The organism is Arthrobacter sp. Marseille-P9274, from assembly GCF_946892675.1.
In the GTDB taxonomy this organism is placed as follows: Bacteria; Actinomycetota; Actinomycetes; order Actinomycetales; family Micrococcaceae; genus Crystallibacter.
This window is the reverse complement of the sequence record NZ_CAMPOV010000001.1, coordinates 2,080,278-2,098,990: the sequence shown is the minus strand read 5'-3', so window position 1 is coordinate 2,098,990 and position 18,713 is coordinate 2,080,278. Positions and strand designations below refer to the sequence as shown.

The window sequence follows — 18,713 nt, the reverse complement described above, 5'->3', positions numbered from 1 at the left end:
CAAACGACTGGGAGCAATGTAGTGCCATCGATTCTCGAACGAGTCCTTAGAACCGGCGACAAGAGGACGCTGAAGAGGCTTCGCACCTACGCGGATGCCATCAACATTCTCGAAGAGGACTTCTCCGCACTCACCGACGCTGAGCTGCGGGGCGAGACGGATACGCTCAAGCAGCGCTACCAGGACGGCGAGAATCTCGACGACCTGCTGCCGGAGGCGTTCGCCGCCGTCCGCGAAGCAGCCGGACGCACCCTCGGCCTGCGGCACTTCGATGTCCAGCTGATGGGCGGGGCCGCCCTGCACCTGGGCAACATCTCCGAGATGAAGACCGGTGAAGGCAAGACCCTGGTGGCGACCGCCCCGGCCTACCTGAACGCGCTCACCGGCAAGGGCGTCCACGTCGTCACCGTCAACGACTACCTGGCCGAATACCAGTCGGACCTCATGGGCCGCGTGTACCGGTTCCTCGGCCTCACCAGCGGATGCATCCTCTCGGGACAGACTCCTGCGGTCCGCCGGGAGCAGTACAACGCGGACATCACGTACGGCACCAACAACGAGTTCGGCTTCGATTACCTGCGCGACAACATGGCGTGGAGCAAGGAGGAGCTGGTTCAGCGCGGACACAACTTCGCGATTGTGGACGAGGTCGACTCGATCCTGATCGACGAGGCGAGGACCCCGCTGATTATTTCGGGCCAGGCTTCCGGCGACGTGAACCGGTGGTACACGGAGTTCGCCCGCGTCGTCCAGCGGCTCGACGACGGCAAGGACTACGAAGTCGACGAGAAGAAGCGCACGGTCGGCGTCCTGGAGGCCGGCATCGAAAAGGTCGAGGACTATCTGGGCATCGATAACCTGTACGAATCGGCCAATACGCCGCTGATCGGCTTCCTGAACAACGCGATCAAGGCGAAGGAGCTGTTCAAGCGGGACAAGGACTACGTCATCCTCAAGGGCGAGGTCCTGATCGTGGACGAGCACACGGGGCGCATCCTCGCCGGTCGGCGCTACAACGAGGGCATGCACCAGGCGATCGAGGCCAAAGAAGGCGTCGAGATCAAAGCGGAAAACCAGACCATGGCAACCGTGACGCTGCAGAACTACTTCCGGCTCTATGGCAAGCTTTCGGGCATGACGGGCACCGCCGAGACCGAGGCGGCCGAGTTCATGGGCACTTACAAGCTGGGCGTCGTGCCGATCCCCACCAATAAGCCCATGGCCCGCATCGACCAGCCGGACCTGATCTACAAGAACGAACTGGCCAAGTTCGACGCAGTGGTCAAGGACATTGCCTCGCGGCACGAGAAGGGCCAGCCGGTGCTGGTCGGCACCACGAGCGTGGAGAAGAGCGAGTACCTCTCCAAGCAGCTGGCCAAGCAGGGCATCCGCCACGAAGTGCTGAACGCGAAGAACCACGCCCGTGAAGCCTCGATCGTCGCGCAGGCTGGGCGCAAGGGCGCAGTTACGGTCGCGACCAACATGGCTGGCCGCGGTACGGACATCATGCTCGGCGGCAACGCCGAGTTCAACGCGGTTGCCGAACTCGAACGGCGGGGCCTCGATCCGGCCGACAACGCGGAAGAATACGAGGCGGCCTGGCCCGCGGCCCTGGAAGCAGCCCAGAATGCCGTGAAGGCCGAGCACGAGGAAGTCCTGGCCCTTGGCGGGCTGTACGTCCTGGGCACCGAGCGGCACGAATCCCGGCGCATCGACAATCAGCTGCGTGGCCGTTCCGGGCGCCAGGGCGATCCCGGCGAGTCCCGCTTCTACCTTTCGCTCACTGATGACCTGATGCGGTTGTTCAATTCCGGTGCCGCCGAACGCATCATGAACTCCTCGCGGATGCCCGATGATGTGGCGCTCGAGTCGAAGATGGTTTCCAAGGCCATCGAGAACGCCCAGGGGCAGGTCGAGGGGCGGAACGCCGAACAGCGCAAGAACGTCCTGAAGTACGACGACGTCCTCAACCGGCAGCGTGAGGCGATTTACGGCGACCGCCGACGCATCCTTGAAGGGGACGACCTGCACGAGAAGGTCGGGTTCTTCCTCGAGGACGTCGTCACGGCGATGGTGAATGAAGCCACGATGGAAGGCCATGGCGACGACTGGGACTACGAGCAGCTTTGGACCAACCTCAAGCAGCTCTACCCGATCCAGCTGACCATCGACGAGGTCCTCGAAGAGGCCGGCGGGAAGTCGAAGATCACCGCCGATTTCCTCCGCGAGGAAATCATTTCGGACGCGAAAGTCGCCTACGCGGCGCGCGAAGAGGCTCTCGGGTCCGCGACGATGCGCGAACTCGAGCGCCGGGTGGTGCTGTCCGTCATCGGGCGGAAGTGGCAGGAGCATCTCTACGAGATGGATTACCTCAAGGAAGGTATCGGGCTGCGGGCCATGGCGCAGCGTGACCCTCTGGTCGAGTACCAGCGCGAGGGTTTCATCATGTTCCAGGCCATGATGGAAGCCATCCGGGAGGAAAGCATCGGCTACCTCTTCAATCTCGAGGTGAAGGTCAGCCAGCCGGCCACGTCCCTGCCTGGCGTAGCGGCAGACGCCCGCGGCGCGGTCCAGGGCCCGCAGATCACCGCCGCAGGGCTGGAGGCGCCGCAGCGCCCGGCCGCCCTGCAATTCACCGCTCCGTCGGTCTCCGGCGACGCTGAAACGCGGGTGGAACGGCAGGCGTCCGGAAGGGCCGACGATTCCTCCGCGCAGGCGAAGGGCAACCGTTCGTCGGGCAGGAACGGAAAACGCCGGAAGTAGCGGCCGGCATGCCCTAGCCGATTTCGAGGGCAGCGACCTTCCAGAGTCCGCGTCGAAACTCCAGACGGAGTGCCACGGCGCGGACTCTGGTCGTCTCCACGATCACCAGGGACGCTTCATAGGCGTCTGCGGAGACCGGGCAGACCCTCGAAGAACGGACGACGGCGCTCCGATGCATCCTCGGCTCAGAGTCGCGGGCGGACCGCCGCCGTTCCAGCCCGGCCTGGACCAAGGCGGCGCGCTGGACGAGCTTCTCGTAGCAATCCGGTTCCAGCCAGCGGGCCAGCTGCTGGACGGGGCGGGTGCCGCCGATGACCTCCATCGCGGCCTGCGCCACCGACCTTGCGGTGGCGGTGACCTGGCGCAGCTCCTCGGCTGGCGCGACGGTATCCTCCTTCGCAGCGGCAGGATCTGCGGGAGCCGGGTCGGCGGTCCCGTCTTGCCGCTCTTCGGCCCGCCTGCGCGCGCGAACGCGCGGCTCCAGCCGGACGATGGGCGCGAAATAGCTTTCGGGATCGACGGGACGTACCGGGCGCACCGTAAGAGGGCGGGGTGCGCCGCTGGCCGGCGCCAGGACAGGCAGCCCGGAGTCGGCTTCCGGCGCCGACACGAGGTCTGTCTGGCGGAGTTGCGTTACGTTGGTCATGGCTTGCCTTCCTCGAGTGGGGCAGTGCTAGTCAGTTGGAGAGATCAGGACCTGTCCGGGCAGGAGCCGCTGCGGATCGCCGCCAATCGTGTCTTTGTTGGCGGCATACCATTTAGGCCAGTGGCCCGCGATCTCGGCATCAGTGGCGAAGGCGCCCAAGTCCCGCGCGGCGATGCGCCAGAGGCTGTCCCCGGCAACCACCGTCACGGTCCGCTCCTCGGCGCCCGGTTGTGCCGGGCCGGCGACCTGACGGGCGATCAGGCCGGGACTGGCGGCTGGCGCCGACGGCTTCCAGAAGGGATCAACGGCCGGGCCTTCAGGGCCGGCGGGTGACGGCTGGCCCTGCCCGCCGCCCGGTCCGCCGGCTGCCGCGGGGGAGAAGTACGGCGAGACAGCCTCCGCGGCGGACGAAGACACTGCCGCAGGGGCGCGGCTCACGTCGCTGGCCTGGGCCATGGCCGGTACGGCCAGCAGATTGATGCCCAGAGCTGCGGCGGCGAGCCGCTTCATGAATGCCGGACTCACCGCTAGCGGAGCTGCCGCGAGCTTGGCGTGACCGGACTTGTGCAGCACGAGTCCAACGAAGGCGCTTGCCATTCCGAAGAGCCACCACAGCACGAGGACCAGCCCCAGGACGACTGCGCCGGCTGACAGCAGGTCCGGATAGCTCCGTGAAGTCAGCAGAGAGCTCCCGATGCCCAGCTGCAGTCCTGACCAGATCAGGATGGACGCGCAGCCCAGGATGGCTGCGGCCAAAACGGCGTCGGTACCAACTCGCTTCATGGCGGTCCCTCTCAAGGATTTCGATCTTGGCGTTTGATGCTGTTTGATGACGTTTGGGCGGCTTATTGCTTGATAGTGGCAGACGAGGTCAAATGTGTAAAGACGTTTAAGCGCGTTTGATTGCATTTGGTCACGGTTCTATGCTGATGCCGTGCGATGGGATTCGTTATTCGAGGACATGGAGGCGCAGCTGCACGCAGCCGGGCAGCTGGGGCTCGAGGCAGACGCAAACGAACTGGCAAGGGCGGTACAAGCAGAAGTCCTCCTGGCGGACCGGCTGCGTGGACAGGCCGGCGCGGAGGTCCGGGTTGCAACCCTGTCCGGCCATTCCTTCAGCGGATCGGTCGGCCACGTGGGTTCTTCATGGCTCGTCCTGCACGAACGCGCACGGAGCATTCTGGTCCCGCTGGCAGCGGTTCAACTCGTGGAGGGACTTGGGCGCCGAACAGCGTCGGAGACATCCGCAGGGGCTCGGCGCCTCGGCCTCGGCTCGGCCCTGCGTGCCCTGGCAAGGGACCGTGCCGAAGTCGTCCTGTATTTCGCGGCGGGCCCTGCGTCGTCAGTGGGGACGGGCTTCATTGACCGGGTCGGCAATGATTTCCTGGAACTGGCGTCCGTTCCCTCCGGGGAGGCGCGCCGGGCTTCGAGCGTCCGCTCCGTCCTTGCCGTACCTTTCACCGCCGTTGCAGCTTTGGCCTCCGCGAGGAATGACGGCTAGTCCGGTATCGAATGCCGCCGGACGGCCTGCCTATCGCTTGTGCTCGGCCTTGGCTTCCTCGACGAGGCGGCGGGTTTCCGCGTACTTTTCCTTGATGTACTCGTCCAGCATGGACTGCTCGACGCGCCACTGGCCCCGGCCGCCGATCTGGATGGCGGGCAGCTCGCCGCTTCGCACCAGCGCATACGCCTGCGAAGACGAGATCTGGAGAATCTCGGCGATATCGGTCAAAGTCAGGAACCGCGACATTAAAATTCTTCCCGGGTGAACAGTCGGACAGCCCAATTATGGCATCTTGCGGACGTTTGGTCCTGATTGAGCGCCGGTGTTGTGGATTGCTGGCCGTGGGAAGTTTTCCACATGGGGACCGCTTCCGGAGCCCGCACCTTGCTTTTGCGCCAGCCCTCACAAGAATGGGATTCAGTCCGAGACACCAACGCCCATGAGTCTCCGGTCAGGAGAAGGCTCTTGGTCTGCGGGTGTGGAGCCATTCCAACAGGGGGAAGTATGAGTAATCCGGGTGATACGCCTGCGCCCGCACCGAGGCTGAAGCGTCCTTCGTGGAAGGACCCCCGGCTCATGGTGGGAATCTTGCTGGTGCTGGTATCCGTGGCGGCAGTCACGGCACTGCTCGGCAGCGCAGACAAGACCGTGCCGATGCTGGCGGCCAGGGACGACATAGGAGTCGGCGAGCCGGTCCGCGCGGAGGACCTGTCCGTCGTTGAGGTTCGCCTCGGCAGCGTGGAAAGCGCCTATCTGCGTGCCCAGGACGAACTTCCGCAGGGCGCCATCGCAACGGCCCTGCTCCGGAGCGGTGAACTGATCCCGGCGTCCGCACTCGGTTCCCCGGATCTGCTGGACCGCAAGCCGGTGGGCCTGACGATCGACAGTCCGCTTCCCGAAGGGGCCCGGGCCGGCTCCCGCGTGGACGTGTGGGTAGCAATGCCGGACGGCCGCAATGGGTTCAGCCAACCGGAATTGCTGCTGGAGGCCGCCGAGGTTTCGGAGCTCAGCGAGGCGTCGTCGGCCCTCGGCGCAACCGAATCGGAGCGACTGCATGTGCTGGTCACCGATGAGAAGATGCCCGGCCTGCTCAATGCCCTGTCCAACGGGGCCAAGATCAACGTGGTCCTCAACCCGGGCCGTTCATCATGACGATCCCGGTCATCGCCTTTGGGCAGCCAGAGCAGGACATCGTGGGCGGCCTCGAAAGACTGCACGGTCCCGTAACCGTCGTCCGGCGGTGCACCGACATGGCCGAGCTCCTGGCCACGGCGCAGACCGGTCTGGCCCGCGCCGTGATTATCGCCGGCGGAAGCTCCGTCCTGGGCATCAGCCTGCTCGAACGGCTGCACAGCACCGATGTCGCCGTCGTTGTCTTGACCGACGACGACGCCGAACAGCACCGGCTCGATGGCTTGGGTGTCGCGCACGGGGCATTGTTGTTGGAGCCGGAACGAATCGCCGATCTCGTCACAGCTGCCGTGGCTTCGCTCGGCGATCCGGGGCGCCGGAACCTGGCCGCCAGTTACGCGGATCCGGCGGAAGCCCTCGCTCCGGCGGTAGAGGTCAGCGAGCCGGACGAGCCTCCCGCCGCGGCCGGAGCAGTCACTGCGGTATGGGGACCTGCGGGAGCACCTGGCCGCACGACCCTGGCCGTCAACCTGGCTGCCGAAATGGCGGCAGCGGGAAAGCGGGTGACGCTGGTCGACGCGGATACCTACGGCGCCAGCGTGGCCGTGTTCCTGGGGCTCATGGACGAATCCGCGGCACTGGCCCAGGCCTGCCGCTTGGCCGATCAGGGACTGCTCGACGATGCATCGCTCGAACGGATCAGCGTCAAACTCGCCGTCCAGGGCGCGCCCCTACTGGTCCTGACCGGTATCACCCGGACCGAGCGGTGGACGGAGCTGCGGCCCGGGGCCCTCGGAACTGTGATCGACTTGGCCCGGAAGCACGCGGACCACGTAGTGATCGATTGCGGCTTCTGCCTGGAGTCGGACGAAGAACTCAGCTTTGACACGATGGCGCCGCGCCGAAATGGTGCGGCCCTGCGCTGCCTGGAGCTGGCTGACACCGTCTACGCCATAGGAACAGCGGACGCCGTCGGCGTTCCGCGGCTGGTCCGCGCGCTGAACGATCTGGAGCAGGCCGTGCCGACCGCCGCGCCGCAGATCATCCTGAACAAGGTGAGGGCATCGTCCGTCGGGCCTGCGCCGGAGGACCAGCTGGGGCAGGCATGGGAGCGCTTCGGGCCTTCGATGGAAGTAAAGGCCTTCCTCCCGGCGGACTTCGCGGCAGCCGATGCGGCGCTGCTGACCGGTTCGGTGCTGCTGGAGAGCGCTCCCGATTCGACCCTGCGGCTGGCCATCGCGACGTTGGCAGGGAGGGACGTCCCGACGCGGAGGGGGCGGGGGAGAGCCAAAGTGAAGTTTTAACCCACCGGCGTTAGGCTTGCAGTCATGGGCCGCAATGGTGCGGCCGCGGACCACCTAACGGGAGGCGTTTTGATGTCGTCTGGATCCAATCTCACGGATCTGCCAAGTTCAGACAACTACCCTTCGGCCTACATCGAGAACTATTACGAGCATCTGGCAGACGACGACGCCCGCCGTTACAGCGCTGACGTTCTCCAGGCCCGGGCCAAGGCGCACCGCGAGCTCGCGGGCGGCCGGGCGCCGGGCCAGCCCCTGGTGTCGATGCGCCACGAGGCGAACGCCAGCGTCGTCATGATCGTCACGGATGACATGCCCTTCCTCGTGGATTCCGTGACCGCCGAGATCGTCCGCCAAGGCGTTGCGATCCGTATGCTGACGCACCCCATCTTCGTCGCCACCCGAAACCGCAGAACCCACGAACTCGTCAAGCTGAACCGGGTGCCGTCCAACGCCGGCGTCTCCAGCGGCGACACGGCCGCAATGCAGAACCTTTCCGACATCATCGGAACGGGCGACAACGCCTCCTACATCGAGTCCTGGATAGCCGTGGAAACGGCTCGCATCACGGACGAGCAGCAGTCGGACGAGCTGATTGCCGGGATCCAACGGGTACTTCGGGACGTGCGGACTGCCGTGCAGGACTGGGGCGCTATGCGTCGGCGCGTCCGGGAAATCGCCGCCTCTCTCGATTCCGTCAGGGACGCCGCGCAGATTCCGGATCTGGACGAGGCCCAGGCCCTGCTGTCCTGGCTCGACGACGGCAATTTCACTTTCCTCGGCTACCGCGAATACGACCTTGCCAACCAGAACGGCGAGGACGTCCTGCTGGTCCGCGAGGGCACCGGACTGGGCATCATGCACGATGTCGCCGCCGGACGGCACGTGCAGCACCTCACCGAGGAAGGCCGGGCACGCGCCCGCGAGAAGCGCGCCCTGGTCATCACCAAGGCGAACTCAAGGTCGAGCGTCCACAGGCCCGCCTATCTGGACTACATCGGCATCAAGAGTTTCGACGCCCAGGGCAACGTCGACGGCGAGCAGCGTTTCATCGGCCTGTTTGCCAGCAGCGCCTACAACAGTTCCGTGCGCAGCGTGCCGATCGTGCGAAAGAAGGTCGACGGCGTCCTGAAACTGTGTGGATTCCCGCCCGATTCGCATTCCGGCAAGGACCTGCTCTCCATTTTGGAGTCCTATCCGCGCGATGAAATCTTCCAGATGGAAACGGAAGAGCTGGCCGGAATAGCGATGGGCATCCTGCGGCTGCAGGAGCGCCGCCGCACCCGGCTTTTCCTGCGGGAGGACATCTACGGGCGGTTCGTCTCGGCCTTGGTGTACCTGCCGAGGGACCGGTACACGACCGCCGTCAGGCTTCGCATCGAGGACGAACTGCGGAGTACCTTTGATCCCCAAAGCATCGATTACGAAGCCCGGATGACCGAGTCCGCTTTGGCGCGGCTGTTCTTCAGGATCCGCCTCAAGCATGGTTCGGCCGTGCCGCAGGTGGATGCCGGTGTGCTTGAGCAGCGGCTCGCGGCCGCCGCCCGGTCGTGGCCCGAGGCGATTGACCAGGCGCTGCGGAGCCGGGCCGAGGGTGAGGAAACCGACCGCCTGTCGCGCCGGTGGGCCGACGCGTTCCCCGCCAGTTACCGCGTGGACTACGAAGTCGAGGACGCGCTGGAAGACATCGCCAGGTTCGAGACCTACGGGGCCGACAGCGATGTCAGCCCGCTGATGCATGTGTATCTCCCCGAGACGAAGGTCCGCAGTGACGAGGACGCGCGGCTCAAGCTGTACCTTCCCGAACCGAGATCGCTGAGCCGGATCATGCCGGTGCTGCAGAACCTCGGGCTGGACGTCCTGGACGAGCGTCCGTTCGAGATCATGACGGCCGACGGCGAAGACTTCTTCCTCTACGATTTCGGGCTGAAGTATCCGGCCGGAGTCAAGCCCCTGGAAACCGGGAACCTGATCCAGGAAGCGTTCGCCGCCGTCGTGACCGGATACAGCGAATCCGACCGCTTCGACCGGCTGGTGCTGCAGGAACGGATACCGTGGCGCCAGGTCGCCGTGCTGCGCGCCTACGCGAGGTACATCCGCCAACTCGGCTTCCCGGCGTCGTTCGGTTTCACCGCCGACACCTTGCTCGCCAATCCGCAGGTGGCCCACAGCCTCACGCGGCTGTTCCAGGTCAGGTTCGATCCGGACCTACCGGAGGAAACCCGGGCCAAGGCCGTGGAAGAGGCGCGGGCCGACCTCGATGAGGGCCTGCAGGCCGTCCCCACACTCGACGCGGACCGCGTGCTGCGTACCCTGGCCAACGTCCTCGATGCGACGCTGAGGACCAACTATTTCCAGGACAAGCCGTACCTCAGTTTCAAGCTCAGCCCTTCCCGCATCGAAGGGGCGCCGTTCCCTCGGCCCAAATACGAGATCTGGGTGTATTCCCCGCAGGTCGAAGGTGTGCACCTGCGGTTCGGCGAGGTGGCCCGCGGCGGCCTGCGCTGGTCCGACCGCCGGGAGGACTTCCGGACGGAGGTCCTCGGGCTGGTCAAGGCCCAGACCGTGAAGAACGCGGTGATTGTGCCGACCGGGGCCAAGGGCGGATTCTTCGCCAAGCAGTTGCCCGACCCCGCGGAGGACCGGTCGGCCTGGATGGCCGAGGGCCAGGCCAGCTACCGCACCTTCATTCGCGGCCTGCTGGACATCACCGACAATCTCGTGCGGACGCCCGAGGGCCAGGCCACGGTGCCTCCGGAGCGGGTGGTCAGGCACGACGGCGACGATTCGTACCTGGTGGTGGCGGCCGACAAAGGCACGGCGAGTTTCTCGGACATCGCGAACGACATTTCCCGCGAGTACGGCCACTGGCTGGGCGACGCCTTCGCCTCCGGCGGGTCGGTCGGCTACGACCACAAAGCCATGGGGATCACCGCGCGCGGAGCATGGGAATCCGTCAAGCGGCACTTCAGCGAGCTCGGCGTCGATACCCAGCAGGAAGACTTCACCGTCGTCGGCATCGGCGACATGAGCGGCGACGTCTTCGGCAACGGCATGCTGCTGTCGGAGCACATCCGCCTGGTGGCCGCCTTCGACCACCGCCACATCTTCCTGGACCCGGCGCCGGACGCGGCAAGGTCGTTCGTCGAGCGGCGCCGGCTGTTCGATCTGCCCCGCTCCTCGTGGGCCGACTACGACACGGACCTGATCAGCGCCGGCGGCGGCGTCTACTCCCGGACGGTCAAGTCCATTCCGATCTCGCCGGAAGTGCGCCATGTGCTCGGCCTGGATGAGGGGCTGACCGCGATGAGCCCGCCGGATCTGCTCAAGGCGATTCTCCAGGCGCCGGTCGATCTGCTGTACAACGGCGGGATCGGCACCTATATCAAGGCGTCGACCGAATCGAACGCCGAGGTCGGCGACAAGGCCAACGACAGCATCCGGGTCGACGGCCGCGACATCCGGGCCAAGGTGATCGGCGAGGGCGGCAACCTCGGCATGACCCAGCGCGGGCGCATCGAGGCGGCCCTGAACGGGACCATCCTCAACACCGATGCCATCGACAACTCCGCCGGCGTTGATTGCTCCGACCACGAGGTCAACATCAAGATCTTCGTCGACCAGCTGGTTGCGGCGGGCAAGCTGCCGGCCCGCGAGCGTGCCGAGCTCCTGCATTCCATGACGGACGAAGTGGCCGCCCTGGTGCTGGAAGACAACATCGACCAGAACGTCCTGCTGCTCAACGACCGCCAGCGGGTGTTGGACTGGAGCCCCAGCTTCGAACGCCTGATGGACTGGCTGGAGCGCCATGCAGAACTGGACCGCGGGCTCGAATTCCTGCCAACGACGGCCGAGCTGCACGAGCGCGTCGAGAGCGGCCAGGGACTGACGTCGCCCGAACTGTCGGTCCTGGCGGCCTATGCCAAGATCGAGCTGTCACGGGAGCTGGCGTCGAGCAACCTGGCCGATGACCCGTACTTCGACAAGGTCCTGAGGCGCTATTTCCCGCGGCAGCTGGTCGAGCGGTTCGGCGACGACCTGGGGATGCATCCCCTGCGCCGGGAGATTATCGCCACGGTGGTGGCCAACGACATGATCAATATGGGCGGCATTACCTTCGCGTTCCGCGTGATGGAAGAAACGTCCGTGGACGAGGCCGGGGTGGCCCGGGCCTTCTCCGCCCTGCGCGAGATCTACGACCTCGACGAGTTTGTCGAGGGGCTCAACGCGCTGCCGGCCAGTTTCCCGACCGAGATCTGGTCCACGATCCATCTCGATATGCGGCGGCTTCTCGACCGCGCGGTGCGTTGGTATGTCAACCATGTGGAGAGCGGTACCCCGGTGGACGAGGGCATCGGTACGTTCAAGCCCTTGATGGACCCGCTGCGCAGCCGGCTGGTGGACTACCTGAGCGGCAAGGACCTCGAACGGGTCCGCGAATGGCGGGAACAGGCGGACCAGTGGAACCTGCCGGAAACCATCGCGCACCACTGGGCCGAGCAGTTCGAGAGCTTCGGGCTGCTGGACATCGCCCGCATCGCAGGGCGGGTCGATGAACCGGTTGAGGACGTCGCGCACGTCTACTATGCGGTGTATGACCGGTTCGACGTGGACGCGTTGCTGATCCGCATTACCAACCTGCCGCGCGAGGACAGGTGGCAGGCGCTGGCCAGGGCTGCGATGCGCGACGACCTCTATTCGACGATCACCGACATCACCCTGGCGATTATGACGACGACGGATCCCGCCCGGCGGCCGATGCAGCGGCTCGAGGAATGGGAGGGCAACACTGCGGAAAGCATCGAGCGTGCCCGGGTGATGTTCGAGGAAGTCAATCGGCTTGACCGGGACGACATGGCCTCGCTATCAGTGGCCCTGCGCCTGTTGCGTTCGACAGTACGGAGCTAGCCGACCTTGGCAATCTTTACCGATCCGATCAACGAATATGCCGACTTCGCTCCGGGTGATGCCGAGTGGCTGCATCTGCTGGTAGGGGACTGGCAGCTGATCGCCGACCTCGCTTTCGCCGACCTTGCACTGTGGCTGCCGACGCCGGATGGCAGCTATGTGGCTTTGGCCCATGTGCGGCCATCGACGACGCACACGGTCTTCCACACCGATTTCGTGGGGGAGCGGATCCGGGCGGATCTGCTCCCCCTGGCCGACGCCGCGCGGCGTTCCCAAGTCATCGAGCGTTCGAGCGAGAGCGACTGGACCACGGAGATGGCGATGCGGGTCGAAGCGGTGCCGATGGTCCGCAACGGGCGGACCTTGGCCATCCTGACGTCGCATATGGACCTCTCGAGTTCCAGGATGCCATCGCGCCTGGAACTGACCTACCGCCAATGCGCCTACGATCTGCTGCACATGGGCACCCTGGGCCTGTGGCCCGACTTCGCCTCGCCGACAGGTTCCCGGCGCGGCGCACCACGGGTCGGCGACGGGCTGATCAGGCTGGATGCCGAGGGGATCGTCGAGTACGCCAGCCCCAACGGAGTTTCGGCCTTCCGCAGGCTCGGTGACGTGGAGTCCCTCGAAGGCCGGTCCCTGGCCGAGATCACCACCGCGCTGCTGAAGGACCGGCGCATGGTTGACGAGACACTGCCGCTGGTCGTCACGGGGCGGATGCCTTGGCGCACGGAGCTCGAGTCGCGCGGCGTCACCCTGTCGCTGCGGGCCATACCGTTGCGCAACCAGCACGAGAGATTCGGCGCGCTCGTGCTCTGCCGGGATGTGTCGGAACTGCGGCGCCGTGAGATGGAACTGGTCACGAAAGACGCGACCATCCGGGAAATCCACCACCGGGTGAAGAACAATCTGCAAACCGTCGCGGCGTTGCTCCGCATGCAGTCGCGCAGGATGGTCAGCGAGGAGGCGAAGCAGGGGCTGGAGCAGGCCATGCGCCGCGTGGCCACTATCGCCATGGTCCACGAAACGCTCTCGCAGGGGCTGGCCCAGAACGTCGACTTCGACGAGCTGATCGGACGGCAGTTCCGGCTGTCGGCGGAGGTGGCCTCCGAGTCCCAGACGGTGACAACACAACGAAGCGGCGAGTTCGGAGAACTGCCCAGCGAATTCGCCACCCCGCTGGCCCTGGTGATCAACGAGTTGGTAACCAACGCCGTCGAGCACGGACTCAAGGGCCGGAAGGGGACCGTCTGGCTTACGGCCCGGCGCGGGAATGGCGGGGACGGCCGGGAGCAGCTGCGGGTCACCGTCGAAGACGACGGGGTCGGGCTGGCAGACAACCAGGCCGGAGAGGGGCTCGGCCTCCAGATTGTGCGGACCCTCGTGACGAGCGAACTCGGCGGCACCATCGAGTGGACGCCGCGTGAAGGGGGAGGAACCTGCGTCGGGATCGAGCTGAACCTGGACCCGCAGCGGCTCCGCTAGCGCCGGTCCAAGGGCATGCGAAAGGCCGCCGCCCTCAGGACGACAGCCTTTCGAGAGCGGCAGCGCGTTAGGAGGCGCGGCGGGCGCGTGCGGCGCGGCGCTTCATGGCGCGGCGCTCGTCCTCGCTCATTCCGCCCCAGACGCCGGCATCCTGGCCGGATTCGAGGGCCCACTGCAGGCAGGTGTCGATGACGGGGCAGCGCCGGCAAACGCTCTTGGCTTCTTCGATCTGCAGCAAAGCCGGCCCTGTGTTTCCGACGGGAAAGAACAGTTCCGGATCTTTGTCCAGGCATGCCGCGCGGCTACGCCAATCCATGCTGATCACATACTCCTTTAGACAGGTCCAGCTGAAAATTCTTTGTGAAATCTTTCACGAATGGACTCACAGTAAAGGGGGCTCTGATGGCCCCCCATTCGCTTCGGTTAAAGCGTTTCATGTTAAATCTGTGTAAACAAGGGTGTTCCCGGACTTAATCCCTCAGAAACCCTGAGTCATTCATCACACGGCCATGCCGGCATCAGTTGTAGCATCACTGGTTTCGGTTCCTTACCGACTATCTAAGGTACTGTGCCAGTGTGTCAATACCTTCCGCCGACCCCACGCCCGCGAGGCGGCCCGCTGCAGTGATCGTGATCTCGCTGGTGCTGGTGCTGGAGGCTTTGGCCTTGCTGGGGGCAGCGGCCTGGTTCGTCTACGGCCTCATGACGCAGACCCCGCTGTCCATGGGCGGAGCCATCTTCCAGTTGGTCCTTTTGCTCTTGCTTGCCGGCTGGCTGCTCGCCGCGGGACACTTCTTCTTTCGCGGATACCGCTGGACCCGCGCGGCCGCCCTGGTCTGGCAGCTCTTCGTGATCGTTATCGCCTTTCCCACCTTCACCAGCGGGCTCATACTGCCGGGGCTGCTGTTGTTGCTCCCCGCGGCTGTTGTCCTCCTGCTCATCTTCACCCGGCCCGTGACGGACTACTTGAGCAAGGGCTCTGCGCCGGGGGCCGTCTAGCCGCACGTCTCCGGTTGGCCGGGCAGATAGCCGGTCTGCAGGGGAACAGCCCCGCCGTGCTCGATTCGGTAGGCGCGGCCTGCCGGCGCGGCCCGACTGTCCAAGCGAAGGCCGAAGAAGTCGCCGTCGGCCGGTGAGGCCGGCGACAGGACGTAACCGCGCCCGCTGCCGCGGGCGGCCACGGCGAGCGGCACCTGCTGGAGCAGGCCGGGCCCCGGCCGTGCCGCCAGTATCGCGGAGGCTCCGCCGTCTACCAGCCGGGTCAGTTGCTGGTGGGCTTGCGGACCCAGCCGGTGCGCGTCATCGACAAGCAGCAGGGCGCCCTGTCCCGGGACGTCGAGCGAGGACCAGTAGGCGCTGGGATCAGCGTCAGGCGGCACCCGGAAGCAGCGATATCGGTGTTGGGCCTGCCGGGCCAGCAGGGCCAACAGATTTGTCTTGCCGCTGCCAGCGGGTCCGAGGACCATGAGGGGGTCGCCGGGCTCGATGCGGAGCACGGACGGCCCCAGTTCGTCGCCTTCGACGCCGATGACCAAACCATCGCCGGCGGCCCGCGGAAGGTCTTCCGCACGGACTTCCTGCGGCAGCGGTTCGATCCGGAAGGGACGGTGGCTTGCGGGGCCGGACCGCTCAGGATTCCCTTCCCGCCGGGAAGGCATCGTCACCTGCGCCAGTTGAGCCACGGCTTCGGCGGCAGGAACGAGGGGGCCGTGGACCAGCGCCCGGCCGGGAAGCATGTCCATGGCGGGCAGCCTGGGCCAGGCCATAAGGGTTTCCGGGCCGCTGAAAGCCGGGAAGAACATCCGGTTGGGTGCCATGCCCAGCATCCGTCCGACGGCGAGCTCCCGGTCACCGGAAAGGCACAGGGTGATGGCGGCCGCTGCTCCGTCCCGTGCCAGGTGCAGCAGAGACTCCTCCGCCCAGCCCAGCCGTCCGTCGCGGAAGGCGGAGGACCAGCGGCCCCAGCCGGACAGCAGCACGATCAACGGGACGGCGGCCCCTTTGGCCACGGGCGACGCCGGACCATCCGTGGCGATCCGGCCGGCAGCCTCCCGGGCGAGGCGTTGCAGCACTCTGGCCGCCCGATCGGTCTCGAGCGGACCCGCGTAGGCGCCCGTTCGGGCGGCCCCGGCGGTAAAGGCCAGCGACCCGTCGCCGTCGAGGACGTAAAGATGCCGCTCCGCGGACGACGCGAGGACCCCCGCAGCGACCGCCTGGACGACAAGCCGGGTTCCGCTGCCGCTGGTTCCGAGTGCGGCAAGATGGCCGTCCTCCTCGGGAAGCCAGTCCAGCAACAGCTGCCGCTGCACGGACGGCAGGTCGAGCAGCCCGAGCGGCAGGCTGTTCGTCCTTGGTGAGGGCGGGAGCGACTCCAGGGCCAGCAGGTCGGGCAGCGGCGGAGGAATCTTCAGCGGGACCGCGCTGCCGGCCGCGGCGGCCGCCTGCCGGATTTCGGTGACCAGTTCGACTGCCGGGTCCGGGCCTGCGCCGTCCGCCGCCGCGGGAGGGTGGCTGCGGCGCTCGGCGGCCGACAGACTGAGCCAGTCCCGGAGCGTGAAGGCGGCCGCGGCGGCGGCTTCCGGCATGATCGCGGCCGACGCTGACTGGAATTCCCGTGCTTCCGCCGGGCCGGTACGCAGATAGGCCCTGCCCGGCGTGTTGACCGCGATTGCGGCAGCCTTGCTCGTGCCGACGAGGTCCGAGGACTCCAACGCAGTTTGCACCCGCAGGGCGATCGAAGATGTGACATTGGCGCGGATGTCGGCCGAGATCGCTCCCTGCGGTCGTTGGGTCGCCATGACGAGGTGGAGCCCCAGGGAACGGCCCAGTGCGGCGATCCGCATCAGCTCCGGGATGGCGAGCGGCACCTCGTCGGCCAGCATACGGAACTCGTCCACGACGACGAGCAGCCGGGGGAGCTGTCCCGGCGGACAGTCGCGGATGTCCGCCACCCCGAGGCGGGCGAATTCGAGCTCGCGCCGCCTGACTTCCGCGCGCAGCCAACTGAGGGCCCGTGCCACGTTGGACGCGGTCAGATCCGTCAGTAGGCCGCTGCTGTGCGGCAGGTCGGCCAGGATTCCCAGGCCGGACCCGCCCTTGAAATCGATAAACAGGAAATTGATCTTGTCCGGCGCATGCTCGCAGGCGAGGCCCAGCACGAGCGAGCGAAGCAATTCGGACTTGCCCGCCCCCGTCGTGCCGGCGATCAGCAAATGCGGACCCTCAGCAGCCAAGTCGAGCGTCAGGGGACCCGAGGCGCCGGCGCCGATCACGGCGGGAATGCCCGGTGCGGCGGCGTTCACGGTCCAGCGTTCGGATGGCGGCCCGGACAGTAATGCCCGCAGTCCGCAGGCTGCGGGGACGGCGCCACGGGCCTTCCGCGGTGCCGTACCCGGGCTGCGGGCGGCCAGCCTGGCGAACCTTTCCAGCGTGGTGGCACTCACCAGGTCTGGACGGAAGGATGTAACGGCGGAGCCGCGGTGAAGCGTTCCCGGCCCGGGGCCGAGCCGGACCCGGACCTCATCATCGGCCCGCGGGACGAAGAAGCGCACTACCGTCGGTTCCGCCGCGCATTCCTTGAGCAGGGCCTCGGCCTCGTCATGCCTGCCCGAGACCAGCAGGACCGTTGGTCCCCGGGTGTTCCGCAGCTCGGCGGCCAGGACTTCGGGCCTGGAGGCGAGCACCGCGCCCGGCAGGAAGCGTGCCTCGGCTGGCAGCGAGGCGGCCTCCCCGTAACAGATGATCCCCAGGTTCGATTGCAGTGCTCGGGCACCGAGCTGCAGGAGGCAGGAGTTCATCAGGCGGCGCACGGCCGACTTGGGGCCGGTGCAGCTGATCCGCCGATCGGCGAGCAGGTCGAGAGCCAGCGGAGCGTCCGGCAGGTTCGGCTTCCGTAGCGCCTCCGCTCCGCCGCCGGCCGCGATGTTGGCTTCCTGGTCGGCCGTGCCGAGGCGCAGCCAGACGTGCTCTGGAGCAGCCGCTCCGGGACCGGCCGGCCCATCCCGGAGCTGGCCGTAGACCAGCGTGGCCGGGTCCGGTGCCGCCCGCGTCCGCCTGCGGGCATCCGCCGCCGCCGCGGCCGCCACCGCAGCCGTGAACGCCCTTCGCTTCCGGCTGCCGGCCGCGTACGGAATGGCGGCGGTCAGCAGGGAGATCGCGCTGAAGGCCAGGAAGAACCACATGCCTGTGATCATGGCGAGGGCTACGCCAGCCACCAGCGGCAGACCGCCCAGCAGAAGGGTGAGTGTGCCGCGCGGATCGGGCGCCCCGGCCGCCACCTGTACGGGCGTGTCAAGGTCCTCGTCCGGCGTCAGGGCCTGTACCGGCTCGACCGCCAGAAAGAGTGCCAGCCGGCTCCCGCCGGCCGCGATTCCGGAGGCCGAGGTCAGCTCTGTGGCGGGGACTCGGCGCCCGCGTGCCCATAGCCCGTTGGCAGACCCGAGGTCCGTAACCCTGATGGTCCGGTTGTCCACCGTGATCCGGGCATGCCGCCGGGACAGCTGCGGGTCATCCACGGCCAACGTCGCGCCGTCCCGGCCAAGGACGTGCTCGCCGCGGGCCAGTTCGAGGAGCTTGCCGGCGTCCGGGCCGCCCGTCACGGCCAGCGCCAGAGCGGGCACGCTGGACTCTGCCTCCGTCGTCGTTGTCATCCCTTCCGGGTGCCGGGCGGGCAGCCCGCAGACGACGACGGCCCCGTTGACTAGCGGGGGCCGGTGCGGGATGAGGTCCCGGAGCCTGCTGCCGGCCACGGTCAGGGACACGTCTGCAGCCGAGGCGCCGAGGCGGACCAGAAGCCACTGCGCCAGGGCCGAGGCATCGGCGGACCCGTCGTCGGCGACGATTTCCCGCAGCTCCGCGATGCGCCGGGCATAGGACGGCTGCAGGTTTTCGGAGGCGGCGACGGACAGGTGCAGCGGCATGCGGATCCTCGGACGGAGCGGCTTTTTCCTGCACCCTAGCCTTGGCCGCCCGCCGG

Annotated in this window: 12 protein-coding genes; 7 read left to right on the top strand and 5 right to left on the bottom strand. The window is 66.9% G+C overall.

The genetic code is table 11. The annotated features are described in order from the left end of the window. The first annotated feature begins 21 nt into the window (after window positions 1-21). The gene (gene secA, locus OC550_RS09560; RefSeq protein ID WP_262105492.1) at window positions 22-2,763 is read left to right on the top strand and encodes a preprotein translocase subunit SecA; all 2,742 of its coding nucleotides are present in this window, start codon (window positions 22-24) and stop codon (window positions 2,761-2,763) included. Window positions 2,764-2,776: 13 nt separating this feature from the next. Here secA and OC550_RS09555 read toward each other — a convergent pair whose 3' ends face one another. After that, the gene (locus tag OC550_RS09555; RefSeq protein WP_262105491.1) at window positions 2,777-3,409 is read right to left on the bottom strand and encodes an Rv3235 family protein; all 633 of its coding nucleotides are present in this window, start codon (window positions 3,407-3,409) and stop codon (window positions 2,777-2,779) included. A gap of 27 nt (window positions 3,410-3,436) precedes the next feature. Then, on the bottom strand, window positions 3,437-4,192 hold the full coding sequence (locus tag OC550_RS09550) for a LysM peptidoglycan-binding domain-containing protein (protein WP_262105490.1): 756 nt from the start codon (window positions 4,190-4,192) through the stop codon (window positions 3,437-3,439). A 151-nt stretch (window positions 4,193-4,343) separates the two neighbouring features. On the opposite strand from OC550_RS09550, the gene OC550_RS09545 reads away from it, so the two are divergent. Further along, window positions 4,344-4,910 carry a hypothetical protein gene (locus tag OC550_RS09545; protein WP_262105488.1) on the top strand — a complete coding sequence of 189 codons (567 nt, stop codon included), beginning with the start codon at window positions 4,344-4,346 and terminating at the stop codon, window positions 4,908-4,910. Between the two features lie 30 nt (window positions 4,911-4,940). On the opposite strand, the gene OC550_RS09540 is transcribed toward OC550_RS09545, so the two are convergent. Next, window positions 4,941-5,159 carry a helix-turn-helix domain-containing protein gene (locus OC550_RS09540; protein ID WP_262105486.1) on the bottom strand — a complete coding sequence of 73 codons (219 nt, stop codon included), beginning with the start codon at window positions 5,157-5,159 and terminating at the stop codon, window positions 4,941-4,943. 330 nt (window positions 5,160-5,489) lie between these two features. Here OC550_RS09540 and OC550_RS09535 point away from each other — a divergent pair, with 330 nt between their 5' ends. From OC550_RS09535 to OC550_RS09520, 4 genes are all read left to right on the top strand, one after another. Continuing rightward, on the top strand, window positions 5,490-6,065 hold the full coding sequence (locus tag OC550_RS09535; RefSeq protein WP_262105483.1) for an SAF domain-containing protein: 576 nt from the start codon (window positions 5,490-5,492) through the stop codon (window positions 6,063-6,065). Next, entirely contained in the window at window positions 6,062-7,348 is a 1,287-nt protein-coding gene (locus tag OC550_RS09530) for a P-loop NTPase (RefSeq protein ID WP_262105481.1), read from the top strand. Before OC550_RS09535 ends, OC550_RS09530 begins: the two co-directional genes overlap by 4 nt. Window positions 7,349-7,420: 72 nt before the next feature. Then, window positions 7,421-12,253, top strand: coding sequence for an NAD-glutamate dehydrogenase (locus OC550_RS09525; RefSeq protein WP_262105479.1), 4,833 nt, complete (start codon window positions 7,421-7,423; stop codon window positions 12,251-12,253). A 6-nt stretch (window positions 12,254-12,259) separates the two neighbouring features. Next, complete coding sequence (locus tag OC550_RS09520; protein ID WP_262105477.1) at window positions 12,260-13,738, top strand: sensor histidine kinase; 1,479 nt, start codon at window positions 12,260-12,262, stop codon at window positions 13,736-13,738. A 67-nt stretch (window positions 13,739-13,805) separates the two neighbouring features. On the opposite strand, the gene OC550_RS09515 is transcribed toward OC550_RS09520, so the two are convergent. Further along, window positions 13,806-14,054: a WhiB family transcriptional regulator gene (locus OC550_RS09515; protein ID WP_005267230.1), complete on the bottom strand. Its 249-nt coding sequence runs from the start codon at window positions 14,052-14,054 to the stop codon at window positions 13,806-13,808. A 260-nt stretch (window positions 14,055-14,314) separates the two neighbouring features. Here OC550_RS09515 and OC550_RS09510 point away from each other — a divergent pair, with 260 nt between their 5' ends. Beyond that, window positions 14,315-14,737: a hypothetical protein gene (locus OC550_RS09510; protein WP_306556917.1), complete on the top strand. Its 423-nt coding sequence runs from the start codon at window positions 14,315-14,317 to the stop codon at window positions 14,735-14,737. Here the strand turns inward: OC550_RS09510 and OC550_RS09505 are convergent. Continuing rightward, window positions 14,734-18,657, bottom strand: coding sequence for an FtsK/SpoIIIE domain-containing protein (locus tag OC550_RS09505; RefSeq protein ID WP_262105472.1), 3,924 nt, complete (start codon window positions 18,655-18,657; stop codon window positions 14,734-14,736). The two genes, OC550_RS09510 and OC550_RS09505, sit on opposite strands and share 4 nt — an antisense overlap. Window positions 18,658-18,713: the final 56 nt, after the last annotated feature.